Source organism: Janthinobacterium sp. GW460-12-1-14-LB5 (assembly GCF_059423585.1).
On record NZ_JBWKYD010000004.1, the window covers coordinates 77,876 to 94,290 of the forward strand.

Genomic DNA, 16,415 nt, shown 5'->3' on the forward strand with positions numbered 1-16,415 from the left:
AAAAGGCCGAGCAGGGGCACGCGGACCGGGTAGGCCAGCGGGCAAACGACAACGAAATGGATGGGAATGACTTAAGGGATGCGTGGACGGGCACGCATCGGCATCCACTGCGCCATGCATTGCATGGTCAGCTGGTGCCGGGCGGCATAAAAACAGGTAGAAAGGCTAAAGCGCAACATAAAAGACACCGGTAAGCGGGGAAAGGCCACTATATCCCGGTGTCTTTATGGCGTGAACGAATTAAAAATTGATTGTATATACGATTTGAATCTAAGGACTTGGTATGTGGCAATATCAGGCGTCGGGAATCGCCGCGGACGCCTGCGCCGCACGGCGTGCCTGCACGCTCCACCAGTACCAGGAAATCACGGCGTTGACCCAGTAGGCCGCATACAGCACGGCCGTCAGGTGCAGGCCGCGGCTGTAGTAGAGGGGCACGGCCACGGTGTTGACCAGCAGCCAGAAAGCCCAGGTCTCGATGCGCCGGCTCATCAGCAGGAATTGCGCGATGATGCTAAATACCAACACGGCCGAATCGATGAAGGGCGCGTAGGCATTCGTGAAGCGGTGCAGCAGCATGCCGTAGATCGCCACGGAGGCGATGCCGGCCGGCACCACCCAGGCCAGGGTGCGCCAGCGCGTGCGCGTGATCGGCAACGGCTTGCCGCCCGCGCCGCGGCGCCATTGCAGCCAGCCGATGACGCAGGTGACGATGAAAAACAGCTGCAGCATCACGTCGGCGTACAGGTTGACCTGGAAAAACAGCACGGCAAACAGCACGCAGCCGACCATGCCGATCCACCAGGAATGAATATTATTGCGTCCCGCCAGGATGATGGAGGCAGTCATCAGCACATTGGCGGCGATCTCGAGCGGAGCAGTCAAGCGGTCTTCCTTTGCGGGGCAGTGGTGGCACCGCGCCACTATAGCCGATTACACTGCACGGTGTTCGCCGTGCAGGAATGGCGGCATACGGACGGGAAAGTGCAAAAAGCGCGTAAAAAACGAGAAAATGCGGGCCAGGCCGGCCCTCGGCCGCCACAGCCCTTGACTTCCGTGGCCATTCTGGCAAATTGAATATCAAGTTGAAACTCCAGGGAAACACCCGTATGCGCATGCGCCATCTCCTGTTAGCGGCAGTGCTCGGCATATCCGCCCTGCCCGCCGTGGCCTGCCGCATGACGATGGCGCTGGAACAGTGGCCGCCGTATGTCTACCGCGATGCCCAGGGCCGCTATACGGGCCTGGACCTGGAGTTGCTCAAAGCCATATTCAAGGAAGCGCGGTGTACGCTCGTGACATTGCCGGAACTGCCCACGGCGCGGCGCCAGCTGCTGTTCCAGAAAGGGGGGCTGGATCTGATGCTGGCCGCATCCGAAACGCCGGAACGCCAGTCGTATGCGCGCTTTTCCATCCCGTACCGCGACGAAGCCGTGGGCCTCTTCAGCAAATCCGGCGCGCCCGGCAGCCAGCGCCAGATCGCCAGCTTCGCGCAGCTCGCACGCGGCAAGTCGACCTTGCTGGCGCCCAAAGTGGGCTGGTATGGCGCGCAGTACGCGGCGGTCCGGCCCGCACTGGACAAGGCGGGCCGCCTGAATGCCTTCGGCAGCTTCCAGCAAGGCGTGCGCATGCTCGATGCGGGCCGCGCCGACCTGCTGCTGGGCGACGTACTGGCCGTGCGCCACGAAGCGCGCCTGCAGGGTGTTGCCTTGAGCACCCTGCCCTTCCTGGCCCTGCGCGCCCCCGTGCACCTGATGCTCAATGCGCACACGACCAGCACCGCCGACCTGGCCCGCCTGAACGCCGCCATCACGCGCCTGGAGCAGCGCGGCGCGCTGGCGGCGATACGCGCCCGCTACGACGCGCCGTAAGACGATCAGCCCTTGCTGGCCGCTTCGAGGATTTCCAGCTTGGTTTCGCGGCCACTCTTTTGCACGCCCTGCGCCTTGTCGTAGCTTTCGATCAGCGCGCGGTACGGCGGCACGATGTGGTCGGTCATGATGGCGGCGAACTCCATCGCGTCGGCGCGGTTCCAGGTACTCATCACTTCAGCCAGCACGGCATACGTATCGATCGGCACGGCGCCCGCCTGCGTGACGCGCGCCATGGTGATGTCGGTGGCCATCTTCGACCAGTTGCCGGAAGCGTCGATGATGGCAAACACCTTGTAGCCGGCCGCCAGCGCACTGATGGTGGGGAAAGCCATGCATACGCTGGTGAGCGTGCCGGCGATCAGCAGGGTCTTGCGGCCCGTCTTTTCGATGGCCTCGACCCAGGCTGGATTGTCCCAGGCGTTGATCTGGCCCGTGCGCGGGATGTAGACGGCGTCCGGGTTGAAATGGTGGATTTCCGGGATCAGGGGGCCATTCGGGCCGTCCGGCACGGAAGCGGTGGTAAACGTCGGCAGGTTGGCCAGGCGCGACAGCTTGGCCAGCGCCGTGACGTGGCCGCGCAGCACGTGCTGCTCGATGTCGCGCACCAGCTGGAACAAGCCGCTCTGGTGGTCGATCAGCAGCATGACGGCATCGTCGGGATCGATCATCGGTGGCAAACCTTGGAAGTTGGCGGGGGTGCTCATGGTAGTCTCCTGAAAAACCATGCCGCGGGATGCGGCATGGGTACTGCACAAATTACTTCTCAATGCGGGCGAAGCGGCCGCTGTTGAAATCCTCGAACGCCTGCGCGATTTCCGCTTCGCTGTTCATGACGAAGGGGCCATGGCCGACGATGGGTTCATCGATCGGCTCGCCGCTCAGCAGCAGCACCACGGCGTCGCTGTTCGCCTCGACGGTGATGCTGTCGCCATCGCGCCCGAACAGCGCCATCTGCGCTTCGCGCACCACGCTTTCGCCATTCACCAGCACCGTGCCGTGCAAAACGATCAGCGCCGTGCTCCAGCCTGGCGTGACGGGCAATTCCGTCAGCTTGCCCTGGGCCAGGCGCACATCCCACACCCGCATCGGCGAAAACGTGCGGGCCGGGCCATGCTGGCCAGCGAAGTCGCCGGCGATCACGCGCACCGAGCCGGCGTCGTCGGGCAGCGCCACCGTGGGAATCGTGTCGCTGGTGATGGCCTGGTAGCCGGGCGCCGTCATCTTGTTTTTCGCCGGCAGGTTCACCCACAGCTGCACCATTTCCAGCGTGCCGCCCGACTGCGTGAAGGCAGGCGAGTGAAACTCTTCATGCAGGATGCCGGCGCCGGCCGTCATCCACTGCACGTCGCCTGGGCCGATCACGCCGCCCTGGCCCGTCGAATCGCGGTGCGCCACTTCGCCCTTGTAGACGATGGTCACCGTCTCGAAGCCGCGGTGCGGGTGCGAGCCGACGCCGGGCGGACGCGTGCCGGGCGCAAATTCTGCGGGGCCGGCATAGTCGAGCAGCAGGAAGGGGCTCAGCTGCTTGCCATGGCCGTTATACGAAAACATCGAGCGCACGGGGAAACCGTCGCCGACCCAGTGCTGGCGGGGTGCGCTGTAGATACCTGTGACTGTGTTCATCTCGATCTCCTGTTGGGGTTTGCATTACGATGGAGACAGGTTACTCTTGCAACGATAGGGGCGGTAGACGGCAAAATTTGCCATCAGAGTTCCAAAAATAGAACGATCAAGGAGGCGGCATGCAGGATCTGAACGATTTGTATTACTTTGTGCAAGTGGTCGACCATGGCGGCTTCGCGCCGGCCGGGCGCGCGCTGGGCATGCCGAAGTCCAGACTGAGCCGGCGCATCGCGCTGCTGGAAGAGCGCCTGGGCGCGCGCCTGCTGCAGCGCACGACGCGGCATTTTTCCGTCACCGACGTGGGTCAGACGTTTTACGAGCATTGCAAGGCGATGCTGGTGGAAGCGGAGGCGGCGCAGGAAGCGATCGAACTGACGCGGGCCGCGCCGCGCGGCACGGTGCGCCTGTCCTGCCCCATCGCCCTGCTGCATTCCCTGGTCGCGCCCATGCTGGCCGGCTTCATGCGCGAGCATCCGCAGGTCACGCTGCTGCTGGAAGCGAGCAACCGCCGCGTCGACCTGGTGGCCGAAGGTATCGACGTGGCCATCCGCGTGCGCCCGCCGCCGCTGCCCGACAGCGACCTGGTGCTGCGCGTGCTGGCCGAACGCAGCCAGTGCATGGTGGGCAGCCCCCTGCTGTTCGCCGGCGCGCCGCTGCCGAAGGCGCCAGCCGACCTGGCCGACTGGCCCAGCCTGGCCCTGGGCATGCCGCAGCAGCACTACCAGTGGGATTTATATGGCCCGGACGGCGCGCGCGCCCAGTTGCGCCACACACCGCGCTTCGTCACGGGCGACATGCTGACACTGCGCGACGCGGCCGTGGCTGGCGTGGGCGTGGTGCAGCTGCCAACCATGATGATTACCGAACAGGTGGCCAACGGCAGCCTGCTGCCGCTGATGGAGCAATGGCGGCCGCAGCGCGAAATCATCCACGCCGTCTTCCCGTCGCGGCGCGGCCTGCTGCCCGCCGTGCGCGCGCTGATCGACTACCTGGCGCACAGCTTCGCCGCGCTGGAGGAAGAGTGACGGTTTTCAGGTACGATGGCGTATTCCCGAATCGCCTGGATGCCGCATGCGTTTATTGATTTTATCGGACCTGCACCACGAGCTATGGCGCGAGGAAGCGCCGCAGGGCGACCTCGCGCTCAGCCGTCCCGACGCCGTGATCCTGGCCGGCGACATCGACACGGGCGCCCGTGCCGTCGCCTGGGCCGCCACCGCGTTTGCGGGCCTGCCCGTGCTGTACGTGCACGGCAACCACGAAGGCTATGGCCACCACCTCGACAAGGTGCGCCAGGAGTTGCGCGCGGCCTGTGCCGCCACGCCGAACGTGCATTTTCTCGACGCCGATACCCACCTCATCACCGACCAGGCAGGCAAGCAGGTGCGCTTCCTGGGCGCCACCCTGTGGACGGATTTCCGCCTGCTGGGCGACGATACGCGCCAGTCCGCCATGCGCGACGCGGAAGCCGTCATGAACGACTACAAGCGCATCCGCCTGGCCAACATGGGCTTTCGCAAGCTGCGCGCAGCCGACACGGCCATGTTCCACGCGCAGCAAAAAGCCTGGCTGGCGCGCGAACTGGCGCAGCCGTTCGACGGCCACACCGTCGTCATCAGCCACATGGCGCCGTCGCTGCGCTCGGTCGACGACGCCTACGGCAGCGAGGGCTGCTCGCCTGCCTACGCTTCGCGCCTCGATGAGCTGGCCGCGCAGGCGGACCTGTGGGTGCATGGCCACATCCACGCCTCGCGCGACTACCGCATCGGCCAGTGCCGCGTCGTGGCCAACCCCTGCGGCTACAAGTCACGCAGCGGCGCGCCGCAAAATTGCGCTTTTGATCCGAACTTCATCGTCGAGCTGGCCCCGCGTTAATCCTCCGGCTTCAGACGCCCCGCCAGCCATTGCTGCAGGCGGTGCTTGCCGGCCCGCCGCGCCGCGCGCGGCCACGCCTCCGACTGGTGCGCGCCGGCGCCGCCGCGCAGCCTGGCGGCCGCCACCAGCGGATTGCGCGGCTTGGACGCGGCTTTTACTTTGATTTTCATGCTGTTTCCTCTCAACCCGGTCGTGCAAAACAAAAAACCCCGGCGAGTTTCCTCACCGGGGTTTGAAGGACACCGGCCCGGGATCGGCAATGCTGCCGTTGGCCCCGAGCGTCATGCGCGGGGCTAGTGGTCGTACGACTTGCTGCCAGCCTGCTCGAACATGGGTTTCCTTTCTATTTGATGGTTGATCTGCACTGCGGATGACGATTCTGCGCCGTATGCTGCAGTGCGTCAAGCGCTTTGCATGGCATATGCAACAACGTTGTTATTTTGTCGCGGCCGCTTTTTCTTTCGCGATGCGCGCATCGAGCTTGACTTCATTTTTGGCCGCGTAATTACGGCACGCCTGCGCATCGACGAAGGGATTCGGCGTGACGCCTTCGAGCAATTGCTTCAGTTTAAGGTCGCCGCCCGAATGGTCGGGGTGCGCCGAGATCAAAATGTCGCACGGCAGTCTGGCGAAGTCCTGCATGACGCGGCGGAAGGCCGGCGTCAGGTCCCCATGGCGCTCATCGCCCAGGTAATGAAAATCGTCGGCCGCCACCGGCGTGAGGCTGGCGCCGAATACCACGTTCAGGCATTCCTGGCGCTCGGCATCCTCGCACGACACCCAGGTCCAGCTGGTGCTGCCCGGCGTATGGCCAGGCGTGTAGCGCGCCGTGACGGTCACCTCGCCCAGTTGCAGGGTTTCGCCATCGGCGACTTCGCGCACGTTTTCCACGGCCGGCATGGGATCGATTTCGCCCGCCTGCGGATCCATGGCAAGCACCGAGCCCGCGCGCAGCGCCTGCGCACCGAGCGGACTGGCGACTACTTGCGCGCCGCTGTCGCGGGCCAGGGCGGCGATGCCGCCCGAATGGTCGAAATGCGCTTCCGTATTCAGGATGAACTTGATGTCTTCCAGGCGAAAGCCCAGCTCGAGGATATGTTCCTTGATGGCGGCCACCGATTGCGGCAGCGCGCCATCGATCAGGATCAAGCCTTCGCGCGTGTCGATCAGCACCACGCTCAAGCCGCCCACGCCCACGTAATACGTGTCGCCGTGGATGCGCGCCGGCTGCTGCGGGCGGTTCCACTGCGCCGCATATGGCGAGGCGATTGGCTGCGTCAATGGATCGATGGCGGGCGGGGCGGCATGCACCGTCAACGGCAGCGTCATGGCTGCCAGCGCGATGCTGAGCAGGGACTTGGGAAGGAAGAAAGGCGGCATGCGGCTCCAGGAAAATAGGCGGTATGAATCAATGCCACAGAGTAACGTCGCGCCCCCCGCGCGGTCAAGCGGACGGACGCGGCGACTTGCGCTACGATAGAGGCCCATAGACTGCCGCGCGCCTAGTCGCCTTATTGCCATGCGTTTGCTGATCCTGTCCGACCTGCACCTGGAAGTGTGGGGTGAAGATACGCCCGCCATCGACCTTGCCGCCAGCCGCCCCGACGTGGTGATCCTGGCCGGCGACATCGACACGGGCAGCAACGCCATCGCCTGGGCCGCGCGCACCTTCGGCGCCCTGCCCGTGCTGTACGTGCACGGCAACCACGAAGGCTACGGCCACCAGCTCGAACGCATGCAGGACGCCGTGCGCGACGCCTGCGCCAGCGCCAATGCGCACGGCGCCGACATCCGCCTGCTCGACGGCGACGCCGTGACGCTCGATGGCGTGCGCTTCCTCGGCGTCACTCTGTGGACGAATTTTCTGCTGTTCGGCGCGGAGCGCCGGGAAGAAGCGCTCAACGCGGCGCAAGCCTACATGCCCGACTACAAGCGCATCAGCACGGGCGGCGGCACGCCGCGCCTGCTGTGCGCCAACGACACGGCGCAGCTGCACGCGCAGCACCGCTCGTGGCTGGAACGGCAGCTGGCGCAACCGTTCGATGGCAAGACGGTCGTCATCACGCACATGGCGCCATCGATGCTGTCGGTGGAAGCGCAATATGCGACGAACCTCGGCTCGCCCGCCTTCGCCTCGCAGCTGGACGAGCTGGTGGCGCAAGCCGACCTGTGGGTGCATGGCCACATGCACGCCTCGCTCGACTATCGCATCCAGGAGTGCCGCGTCGTGTGCAACCCCTGCGGCTACAGACGGCCCGATGGCACGCCGGAAAACGACCGCTATGATCCCAACTGCATCGTCGAGGTCTCCAGCGCGGCTTGATTTTTTCGATAGCGCAGCTGCGCCACGCCGCTGGGCAGCGGGCGCGTGCCGTCCAGGCGCCAGTCGCTGCGCGGCAAGCCGTTCTCGAACAGGCGCACGCCGCGCCCCAGCACCACGGGCAGCACGGACAAGGTGACACTGTCGATGACGCCTTCGCGCAAACCGGCGCGGATGACGGCGCCGCCGTCCAGATACACGTGGCGGCACCCCTCCTCTGCCAGCTCCCGCAGCACTTCCCGCACGCTGCCTTCGCGGCGCTGCTCGCCATGGCGCGGCGCGAAGTCGCGGTGGCTCAAGACCACCACGCGCTTGCCCGCATACGGCCACGGCTCAAAACCCAGCACGGCGTCATATGTGGTGCGGCCGATCAGCAGGGTATCGACTTGATCCATCAATGCCGTGTAGCCGGTAGCGTCGGGCGTATCGGGCGCCAGCTCGGCCAGCCAGGACAGGTCGCCGTTTTCTCCCGCGATGCAACCGTCGATGCTGATGCCGAGAAAAACGCTGACGAATGGTTTTTGCATGGATGTTCCCTCAATTAATTCTACGGTGTAGAATTATGCCCATGAAATCCCAAAAACTTCAAGCTGTACCCGATCTGGCACGCCGCCCTGGCCGTCCGCGCCGCGCCCTGCCTGCACTAGACAACGCCGTCATCCTGCAGGCGGCACTGGCCCTGCTGGAAGAGCAAGGCGAGGCCTTTTCCATGCGCGCGCTGGCGCAAAGCCTGGGCGTCGATGCCATGGCCGTGTATCACTATTACGCGGGAAAGGAGGAATTGCTGCTGGCCTTGATGGCGCAGCGTTTTGCCGCGCTCGATCCGCGCCAGCCGCCATTTACGCGGCGCCAAACGCCCCAGCGCCGCCTGCTGGCGCTATGCGCGCTGTACCTGGAACTGGTCAGCGCCACGCCGTATTTCGTGCGCCTGATGGCGCGCGGGCTGGTGGAGCAAGCCGATGTGGCCGAGCGCTTTACGGCGCTGTTCGAGCTGGCCCTGGAGGACCTTGATCTGCCGCAAAATATCCAGCTGCGTGGCCGCGACGCCATCGTCGATTTCCTGCACGGCTATGCGCTGGCTGGCCGGCCGGCCAGCGAGACGCAATGGCACGCGTCGGTCGGCCTGATCCTGGCGGGGATGCGGGCGGAACGCTGATAGACGGGGGGGCGAGCAACCGCTGGTGCCGGTTCAGCATACGCTCCGCCCCTGTCCTCTCAGGCCACAGGGGTCAAGCACCGATTGCAAGGCTGCGACGCTCTCATTCACCGTGAAGATCATGCTTTTACCCCGGGCCAGGCTTGCCCACCACGCCGCGAGCCGATTGCGCGCGTTCCCGCATGAACCCAAGCTGGATCCTCGAAACTTTCCAGAAATGAAACAATTCAATAGATTCAAGAGCTGCTCGGCCATTATTCTGTTTACTACTCAGTATCAACGTCTACACTGTATCCATTGCCAGGGGAAGCCATGTCCATGTCTTTCAACACGACCTGCTATCGCATTGCACCGTTCATGCTCAGTCTGCTTTTAAGCGGATGCGCGTCACAAATTCAAAAAACGCTGGACCGCTCCATCCTTATCCAGGAGCAGTGCGACGTCATCGAACAGGCGCTGCCGATGAAGCAAGATAAACTGGAACACGCCCTGATCGACGCCATTGCACTGCGCCTGCTCGGCAGTTGCCTCGATGACGATCAGCGATGCCTAAATCCCGCACCTGGCGAGAAGATGCCGTCCACGCTGATCAGCTCTGTCCAAGAGGTAATGGCTAGCGTGCAGAAACAGCAAACTGCGCTGAGAAACGTTGGTCAGGAGGCTGGGAAAGAGGCACAGAAAGCGGTAGGCATGCTGAAGGCAGATTACGACCAGCTGAGTGCGGATATCAGCACAACACGCGACGTGACGGCGCAATCGCTTAGGGATCTGCGCGATACATTACGCAAGACAAGAGAGCGACTCACACCTCTCGTTTACAAGAACAAGGCCTGTGTCCAGCGTACCGATTGCATCGCGGCATTCGCACAACAAATGACAAGCAGTGAGGAAGAAATCAGAGCGCACGTCGCACAGCTTAAAACACAGGCGGCGCGTCTGGCCGAACTTGGCCAACGGGCCACGGCAATCGCCAACAGCCACAGCGCACTATTACCCAGGATGGTCCCCAAGGCGGTGGACGCTGAAAGTAATGCACTGCTCGCAAACAATATGGAACTGCAGAAAAATGCCCGTCAACTAGCCGACAATGCGGTACAACTGAGCACGCGCCTGGACAACGGCACACGCACCCTGGGCAGCCTGTTTTCCCCGAATGTCGAAACCGCTGCCACGGAACTGATGGCGGCACGCCTCTACGATAAAGGTGCGGACCGCTTGCTCGGCGTGATCGACCGCATGCTGAGCCAACTGGATCGCACTATTGACAAGGTGGACGACCACGCCTACGGCGGCGTATCGATCATGATGCAAGTGTTTTCCGGTGACATCCAGGAACAATTCGACCGCATTTTTACCAAGCTCATCGACGAACGCTACCAGAATAACAGCGCCAAGCTCGCGTTTGCATCGGCCGCCTGCAGGCGCTTGGGCATGGGAGACGGCCCACCAGTCCAGAACGCCTCCATGTTTTCGCCATTTCTGTATGCGACCCTGACACGCGTGGCATATGAAATCAGCGACAAAAAAAATACCATGACGCTAAAAGAGTCCCGCGAGGCCTGGGAAAAACAGCTGGGCAAGACGACAGATCAGCTTGCGAAAAACGACACCAACGACCTGACCGGCAACCTGACAATTGCATTGCGAAACGATGCCAGCAGTACCTACCAGACAGATAGCGAATCGACGGATGGCCAGACGCCGAGCGCACCCAGCATGCTGCAACAAGTGGCTTTGTGCGCCGCAGTGGAACAACAACTGGTACTGCGCGAAGGGCTAACGGGCAAGGCCTTGAAGGAACGCACTCTCGCCGCCTGCGGCAGCGCCGCAATGGATGCGGTGCTGGCGGCCCGGCAGTTGCGCAATGCAGGGAGCCAACAGCATGCGCAACTGGCCATCGATACGGCGCCGGCAGCCGCACCTGCAGCCATACTGAGCATCGCACCCAGCGCAGGCGACGCCAAGGCTTGGCGTGAGGCAATGGAAGCCGTACTGAAGGCCACGGCGCCAAAAACGCCAGGATCATTCAAGGTACTCTGCCGGCAGATCGTAAGCCAGATCAAGGGCAGCCGTTGTAGCGACGGAATCGGCAATAGCGCGACCCTGGATTTCGATGCCACTTTTTCCCTGGGGCAACACACCGACAAGGCCCTTGAATGGCAGTTGGTGCAACTGGCTGACATTCTCTACAGACATGCGCAAGATGTCCGCCTGGAAATCGACGCCTATGCATCACGCAAGTCGCCGCCTTGTCCGGCCAGACTCGTCCCTGCCATGAGGGCACGTTGCTCAGCAGAAAAAAATGCAGCGCTGGCCAAATCAAGAGCCGACTGGGCCTTTAACATTCTTCAGGAGCGCATGGGTGAACGCTTCGTATCCAGAAATCAAAAGAACGGCAGCGTCAATCCCCTCAGCTACGACACTGCGACAGACCGCCGAGTGCGCATTACGCTGTGGTCGAACAGCGGGCAAACACAGGCGCCAGGTCAGCCGCAATAATTCTTGTGCGTTCTGACGGCGCCCTTTCTTACCGTATTCGTCTTCAGGAAAACTGCTTGAAATCCGGCTTGCGCTTTTCAAAGAAGGCAGTAAACGCTTCCTTCGCTTCGGCGCCGCCCAGCATGGCACTGAACAGCTTGTTTTCGTCGGCGATAGCGGCCTTCATCGGCTCCATGCGGCTTTGCTTCATCAATCGCTTGGTGGCGCGGATGGAGGCGGCTGGCAATGCCACCAGCTTGGCGGCCTGGCCTTGCGCGAAGGTCATCAGGTCGTACAGGGGCACGACTTTCGACACGAGGCCCATTTCCAGCGCTTCGCTGGCGGGGAATGCTTCGCCCAGCATCAGCTTCTCCGCCGCGCGCGGGTAGCCGGCCAGTTGCGTGAGCAGCAGGCTGGAACCGAATTCCGGGCACAGGCCCAGCTGCGTGAACGGCATCGAGAAGCTGGCGTTGTCGGCCGCGTAGACGAGGTCGCAGTGCATCAGCAAGGTGGTGCCGATGCCGATGGCGGGGCCGGAAACGGCCGCCACCACGGGCTTGCTGCTGCCGTACAGGGCGCGCATGAACTGGAACACGGGACGGTCATGGTCGAGCGAGCCATCCTTCGGGCGCGCCGTCTTCATGAAGTCATCAAGGTCGTTGCCAGCCGTGAAAATCTCGCGCTTGCCGCAGATCAGGATGGCGCGCACATCGTCGTCCGTCTCGGCCGCCACCAGCGCATCGGCCAGGGTCTGATACATGGCGCCCGTGATCGCATTCTTGCGTTCCAGGCGGTTGAATTCCAGGGTCAAAATGCCCTCGCTCTTGCTGCACAAAATATCCATGTCGTCTCCAAAAAGATAAAGGGCGCCGAGGTAATCCCGCAGCGCCCTGTTGTATTACTTTAGCCCGTCGAACTTAGACGCGTTCAAAAATTCCGGCCGCGCCCATGCCGGCGCCCACGCACATCGTCACCATGCCGTACTTCTGCTTGGTGCGCTGCAGTGCGTGGATCACGGTGGCGGCGCGGATGGCACCAGTGGCACCCAGCGGGTGGCCCAGGGCGATCGCGCCGCCCATCGGATTGACCTTCGATGGATCCAGGCCCAGGTCGCCGATGACAGCCAATGCTTGTGCGGCAAACGCTTCGTTCAGCTCGATCCAGTCCAGCTGGTCTTGCGTGATGCCGGCGGCGGCGCAGGCGGCTGGGATGGCGAATTTCGGACCGATGCCCATGATTTCCGGCGGCACGCCGCGCACGGCGAACGAGGAGAATTTCGCCAGCGGGGTCAGGTTATGCTCACGCAGGATTTTTTCGCTGACGATCAGCAGCGCACCGGCGCCGTCGGACATCTGCGAGCTGTTGGCGGCCGTGACGGTGCCCTTGGCGGCGAACACTGGTTTCAGTTTTGCCAGCGACTCCATCGACGAATCGGCGCGCGCGCCTTCGTCCGTGTCGACGGTGCGGCGGCTCACATCAACCTGGCCGGTAGCCAGGTTCGGCGTGCGCGTGATGATTTCCACTGGCGTCGTTTCCGCCTTGAAGAAACCGGCTTGCTGCGCGGCGATGGCGCGGCGGTGCGATTCAACGGAGAAGGCGTCCTGCTGTTCGCGCGACACTTTCCATTGCTGCGCCACTTTCTCGGCCGTCAGGCCCATGCCGTAGGCCATGCCGATGTTCTCGTCGCTGAACATGTCCAGGTTCATCGATGGATGGTGGCCCATCATCGGCACCATCGACATCGACTCGATGCCGCCGGCGATCATGACGTCGGCTTCGCCCACGCGGATGCGGTCAGCCGCCATGGCGATGGCCGTGATGCCCGAGGCGCAGTAGCGGTTGACAGTGACGCCACCGACGGTTTTCGGCAAGCCGGCCAGCAGCACCGAGTTACGCGCGATATTGAAGCCCTGCTCCGCTTCCGGGAACGAGCAGCCGATGATGGCGTCGGTGATCAATGCCGGGTCGAGGCCAGGCGCTTGCGCCAGGGCCGATTGCAGCACGCGCACCAGCAGGTCGTCCGGGCGGGTGTTTCTGAACATGCCGCGCGGCGCCTTGCCGATCGGGGTGCGGGTTGCAGAGACGATGTACGCGTCTTGAAGTTGTTTGCTCATTTTGTTCTTTCAAAGATGTTGAACGAGGTTCGTGTTCTGTCGAGTATCCGGGGTGGCGGTCTATCGCTTCTGCGACAGATACCAGTCCACCGTCACCTGTGCCGCCAGCGTGCCCTCACAGTCGAAAATATCGACTGTCACGGGAAACGCCACCTTGCCATCCTGCGCCAGCTGCGCCTTCAGTGCGGCCAGGTCGCCCGGCACGCGGCCTTCGGCGCGCGTCGCGCCCCGGGCCACCTTCTGGTACTGAATGCGCGACTCCTTGGCCACCGGGCGCAAGCCCAGTATCAGCTCGGCGAATCCGCCAGCCATGGCCGCGCCGGACGCCGTTTCGGCCAGGGTAAACAAGGCGCCCGCGTGCTGCGTGCCCAGGTGATTATGCAGTTTGGGATCGTCCGGCAGCGACACCTTCGCGGTGCCGGCGCCGATCTCGTCGATGCTGATCCCCAGCAGCCGCACGAAGGGCAAGGTGTCCATCATCTGTTGTTTGATACGGTCATACACCATGCTTGGCCTCACGCGCAGCAGTACTTTAAATACGAGGGACAGGATCGTCATCGACGCTGTGCTTAGTTGCGTACCGGCTTACCGGTCTGCATCATGCCCATGATCCGTTCCTGGGTTTTCGGATGGTTCAACAGCTCCAGGAATGCCTTGCGTTCCATATCCAGCAGCCACTGTTCGCTGACGAAACTGCCCTGGTCCACGTCGCCGCCCGATACGATCTCGGCGATCATCTCGCCCAGCTTGAAATCGTGCGCCGAAATGAAGCCGCCGTCGCGCATATTGACCAGCTGCGCCTTGATGGTGCCCCAGCCGTAGCGGCCCGTGACCTGAATCAGCGACGGCAGCTGCGGACGGAAGCCCGCGTCGAACATGGCGCGCGCTTCGACCTTGGCCACGTGCAGCAGCTCGTAGGCGTTGAACACGATCACGTCGTCTTCTTTCAGGTAGCCCATCTTCTTCGCTTCCAGCGCCGATTTCGACACGTTGGCGGTGGCCGCATTGGTGAAGCCCGTTTTCAGGAATTGCAGGATGTCGTTACCCTTGGCTTCCTTGTAGGCGCGCTGCGCCGCTTCCTTCAAGCCGCCGCCGGCTGGAATCAGGCCGACGCCCACTTCCACCAGGCCGATGTACGACTCGATCGAGGCCACGCGCTTCGATGCATGCAGCGCCAGCTCGCAACCGCCGCCCAGTGCCAGGCCAGCGACTGCGGCGATCACCGGCACGTTCGCGTATTTCAGCGACATGAAGGTGTTCTGCAGTTCGGCGATGATCGGATCGACGGCTTTCACGCCGCCTTGCATGAAGGCCGGCAGGGCCGATTGCAGGTCGGCGCCGGCCGAGAAGGCGCCGCCTTCGGCTGCGTCAGCGTGCCAGATCACCAGGCCCTTGAAGTTCTTTTCCGCTTCGGCCAATGCCAGTTTCAGGCCATTGATGACGCCTTCGCCGATCACGTGCATCTTGGTCTTGAACGAGATGATCAGGACGTCGTCGCCCGTATGCCAGACGCGCACGGATTCGTCTTCAAAGACGGTGGTGCCGGCAGTCTTGCCGTCGATGGCGCCGCTGCCCAGTACGGGTGCGCGGAATGGCTGGCGGTCATACACGGACAGGCTCGAGCGGGGCACGAAGCTGTTCGATACGGCGGAATACGAACCTTCCGGCGTGTGCACGCCGCCTTTTTCGGCGACCGGGCCTTCGAATACCCAGGCTGGCAGCGGTGCGTTGCACAGCGCGTGGCCGGCGTCGATGTCTTCCTTGACCCAGTTGGCCACTTGCAGCCAGTTCGATGCCTGCCACGTTTCAAACGGACCCACGTTCCAGCCGAAGCCCCAGCGCATGGCGAAGTCGATGTCGCGCGCATTGTCGGCCACGGTGTCGAGGTGAATGGCGATGTAATGGAAAGCATCGCGGAAGATCGCCCACAGGAACTGGCCTTGCGGGTTCGTCGATTCGCGCAGCGCCTTCATCTTCTTGACCGGATCCTTTTCTTTCAGGATGCGGGCGATGATGTCGGCAGCCTTGGCGCCGCCAGCGACGTATTCACCGGTGGCGAAGTCCAGGCGTTGGATTTCCTTGCCGACCTTCTTGTAGAAGCCTGCGCCGCTCTTCTGGCCCAGCGCGCCTTTTTCCACCAGCTGCGCCAGCACGGCCGGCGTCTTGTAGACGGCGGCGAACGGATCGTTCGGCAGGTAGTCCTGCATGGTCTTGATCACATGGCCCATGGTGTCCAGGCCGACCACGTCCGCCGTGCGGAAGGTGCCCGACTTGGCGCGGCCCAGCTTGGCGCCCGTCAAATCATCGACGACGTCCACGGACAGGCCGAATTTCTCGGCTTCATGCACGATGGCCAGGATGCCGAACACGCCCACGCGGTTGGCGATGAAGTTCGGCGTGTCCTTGGCGCGGACCACGCCCTTGCCCAGGGTGGTGGTCAGGAAGCCTTCCAGCTGGTCGGCGATTTCTGGCTTGGTGAACTCGGTCGGGATGATCTCGACCAGGTGCATATAGCGCGGCGGATTGAAGAAGTGCACGCCGCAGTAGCGCGATTTCAGGTCGGCGTCGAAACCTTCGGCCAGCTTGGTGATCGACAGGCCCGAGGTGTTCGAAGCGAAGATCGCGTTCGGGCCGATGTGCGGGGCCACCTTCTGGTACAGGTCGTGTTTCCAGTCCATGCGCTCGGCGATGGCTTCGATGATCAGGTCGCAACCGGCCAGCATGTCCAGGTTGTCTTCGTAGTTGGCTACCTGGATCAGCGCGGCGTCATCCTTGTTGCCCAGCGGCGCAGGCGACAGCTTTTTCAGGTTCTCGATGGCGCGCAGCACGATGCCATTCTTTGGACCTTCCTTGGCAGGCAGGTCGAACAGCACGACCGGCACTTTCGCGTTGATGCAATGGGCGGCGATTTGCGCGCCCATCACGCCGGCGCCGAGGACGGCTACTTTTTTAACGATGAAATTGGTCATATTTTC

16 protein-coding genes are annotated in these 16,415 nt (G+C 63.1%); 6 read left to right on the forward strand and 10 right to left on the reverse strand.

All coding sequences use genetic code 11. The annotated features are described in order from the left end of the window. Positions 1–294 precede the first annotated feature (294 nt). The gene (pnuC, locus tag AC07X6_RS04965) at positions 295–885 is read right to left on the reverse strand and encodes a nicotinamide riboside transporter PnuC (RefSeq protein WP_230541325.1); all 591 of its coding nucleotides are present in this window, start codon (positions 883–885) and stop codon (positions 295–297) included. Between the two features lie 230 nt (positions 886–1,115). Here pnuC and AC07X6_RS04970 point away from each other — a divergent pair, with 230 nt between their 5' ends. Beyond that, positions 1,116–1,871: a substrate-binding periplasmic protein gene (locus AC07X6_RS04970; protein ID WP_494790280.1), complete on the forward strand. Its 756-nt coding sequence runs from the start codon at positions 1,116–1,118 to the stop codon at positions 1,869–1,871. A 5-nt stretch (positions 1,872–1,876) separates the two neighbouring features. Here the strand turns inward: AC07X6_RS04970 and AC07X6_RS04975 are convergent, their stop codons facing one another. After that, positions 1,877–2,578: an isochorismatase family protein gene (locus tag AC07X6_RS04975; protein WP_494790281.1), complete on the reverse strand. Its 702-nt coding sequence runs from the start codon at positions 2,576–2,578 to the stop codon at positions 1,877–1,879. Positions 2,579–2,630: 52 nt separating this feature from the next. After that, positions 2,631–3,497, reverse strand: a complete 867-nt coding sequence (locus AC07X6_RS04980) for a pirin family protein (RefSeq protein WP_494790282.1) — start codon at positions 3,495–3,497, stop codon at positions 2,631–2,633. A gap of 119 nt (positions 3,498–3,616) precedes the next feature. Here AC07X6_RS04980 and AC07X6_RS04985 point away from each other — a divergent pair, with 119 nt between their 5' ends. Beyond that, positions 3,617–4,522 carry a LysR family transcriptional regulator gene (locus tag AC07X6_RS04985; RefSeq protein ID WP_494790283.1) on the forward strand — a complete coding sequence of 302 codons (906 nt, stop codon included), beginning with the start codon at positions 3,617–3,619 and terminating at the stop codon, positions 4,520–4,522. Positions 4,523–4,568: 46 nt separating this feature from the next. Next, on the forward strand, positions 4,569–5,372 hold the full coding sequence (locus AC07X6_RS04990) for a metallophosphoesterase (RefSeq protein ID WP_230541320.1): 804 nt from the start codon (positions 4,569–4,571) through the stop codon (positions 5,370–5,372). On the opposite strand, the gene AC07X6_RS04995 is transcribed toward AC07X6_RS04990, so the two are convergent. Both AC07X6_RS04995 and bla read right to left on the reverse strand, forming a co-directional pair. Further along, complete coding sequence (locus tag AC07X6_RS04995; RefSeq protein ID WP_494790284.1) at positions 5,369–5,542, reverse strand: hypothetical protein; 174 nt, start codon at positions 5,540–5,542, stop codon at positions 5,369–5,371. The two genes, AC07X6_RS04990 and AC07X6_RS04995, sit on opposite strands and share 4 nt — an antisense overlap. A gap of 265 nt (positions 5,543–5,807) precedes the next feature. After that, the gene (gene bla / locus AC07X6_RS05000; RefSeq protein WP_494790285.1) at positions 5,808–6,752 is read right to left on the reverse strand and encodes a subclass B3 metallo-beta-lactamase; all 945 of its coding nucleotides are present in this window, start codon (positions 6,750–6,752) and stop codon (positions 5,808–5,810) included. A 139-nt stretch (positions 6,753–6,891) separates the two neighbouring features. On the opposite strand from bla, the gene AC07X6_RS05005 reads away from it, so the two are divergent. Then, entirely contained in the window at positions 6,892–7,695 is an 804-nt protein-coding gene (locus tag AC07X6_RS05005) for a metallophosphoesterase family protein (RefSeq protein ID WP_494790286.1), read from the forward strand. Here the strand turns inward: AC07X6_RS05005 and AC07X6_RS05010 are convergent. Beyond that, entirely contained in the window at positions 7,653–8,219 is a 567-nt protein-coding gene (locus tag AC07X6_RS05010; protein WP_494790287.1) for a dihydrofolate reductase family protein, read from the reverse strand. The genes AC07X6_RS05005 and AC07X6_RS05010 overlap by 43 nt on opposite strands. Before the next feature lie 41 nt (positions 8,220–8,260). Between AC07X6_RS05010 and AC07X6_RS05015 the strand changes: the two genes are divergently transcribed. Both AC07X6_RS05015 and AC07X6_RS05020 read left to right on the forward strand, forming a co-directional pair. Further along, entirely contained in the window at positions 8,261–8,848 is a 588-nt protein-coding gene (locus AC07X6_RS05015) for a TetR/AcrR family transcriptional regulator (protein WP_494790288.1), read from the forward strand. 312 nt (positions 8,849–9,160) lie between these two features. Next, positions 9,161–11,347, forward strand: a complete 2,187-nt coding sequence (locus AC07X6_RS05020) for a hypothetical protein (protein WP_494790289.1) — start codon at positions 9,161–9,163, stop codon at positions 11,345–11,347. A gap of 43 nt (positions 11,348–11,390) precedes the next feature. On the opposite strand, the gene AC07X6_RS05025 is transcribed toward AC07X6_RS05020, so the two are convergent. From AC07X6_RS05025 to AC07X6_RS05040, 4 genes are all read right to left on the reverse strand, one after another. Then, positions 11,391–12,170, reverse strand: a complete 780-nt coding sequence (locus tag AC07X6_RS05025) for an enoyl-CoA hydratase (protein WP_494790290.1) — start codon at positions 12,168–12,170, stop codon at positions 11,391–11,393. A 73-nt stretch (positions 12,171–12,243) separates the two neighbouring features. Next, positions 12,244–13,440 carry an acetyl-CoA C-acyltransferase gene (locus AC07X6_RS05030; protein WP_070221628.1) on the reverse strand — a complete coding sequence of 399 codons (1,197 nt, stop codon included), beginning with the start codon at positions 13,438–13,440 and terminating at the stop codon, positions 12,244–12,246. A gap of 60 nt (positions 13,441–13,500) precedes the next feature. Next, a complete protein-coding gene (locus tag AC07X6_RS05035) occupies positions 13,501–13,998 on the reverse strand; it encodes a PaaI family thioesterase (RefSeq protein ID WP_494790291.1) in 498 nt (165 codons plus the stop codon). Positions 13,999–14,009: 11 nt separating this feature from the next. Continuing rightward, positions 14,010–16,409: a 3-hydroxyacyl-CoA dehydrogenase/enoyl-CoA hydratase family protein gene (locus AC07X6_RS05040; RefSeq protein ID WP_494790292.1), complete on the reverse strand. Its 2,400-nt coding sequence runs from the start codon at positions 16,407–16,409 to the stop codon at positions 14,010–14,012. Between the last annotated feature and the right edge of the window lie 6 nt (positions 16,410–16,415).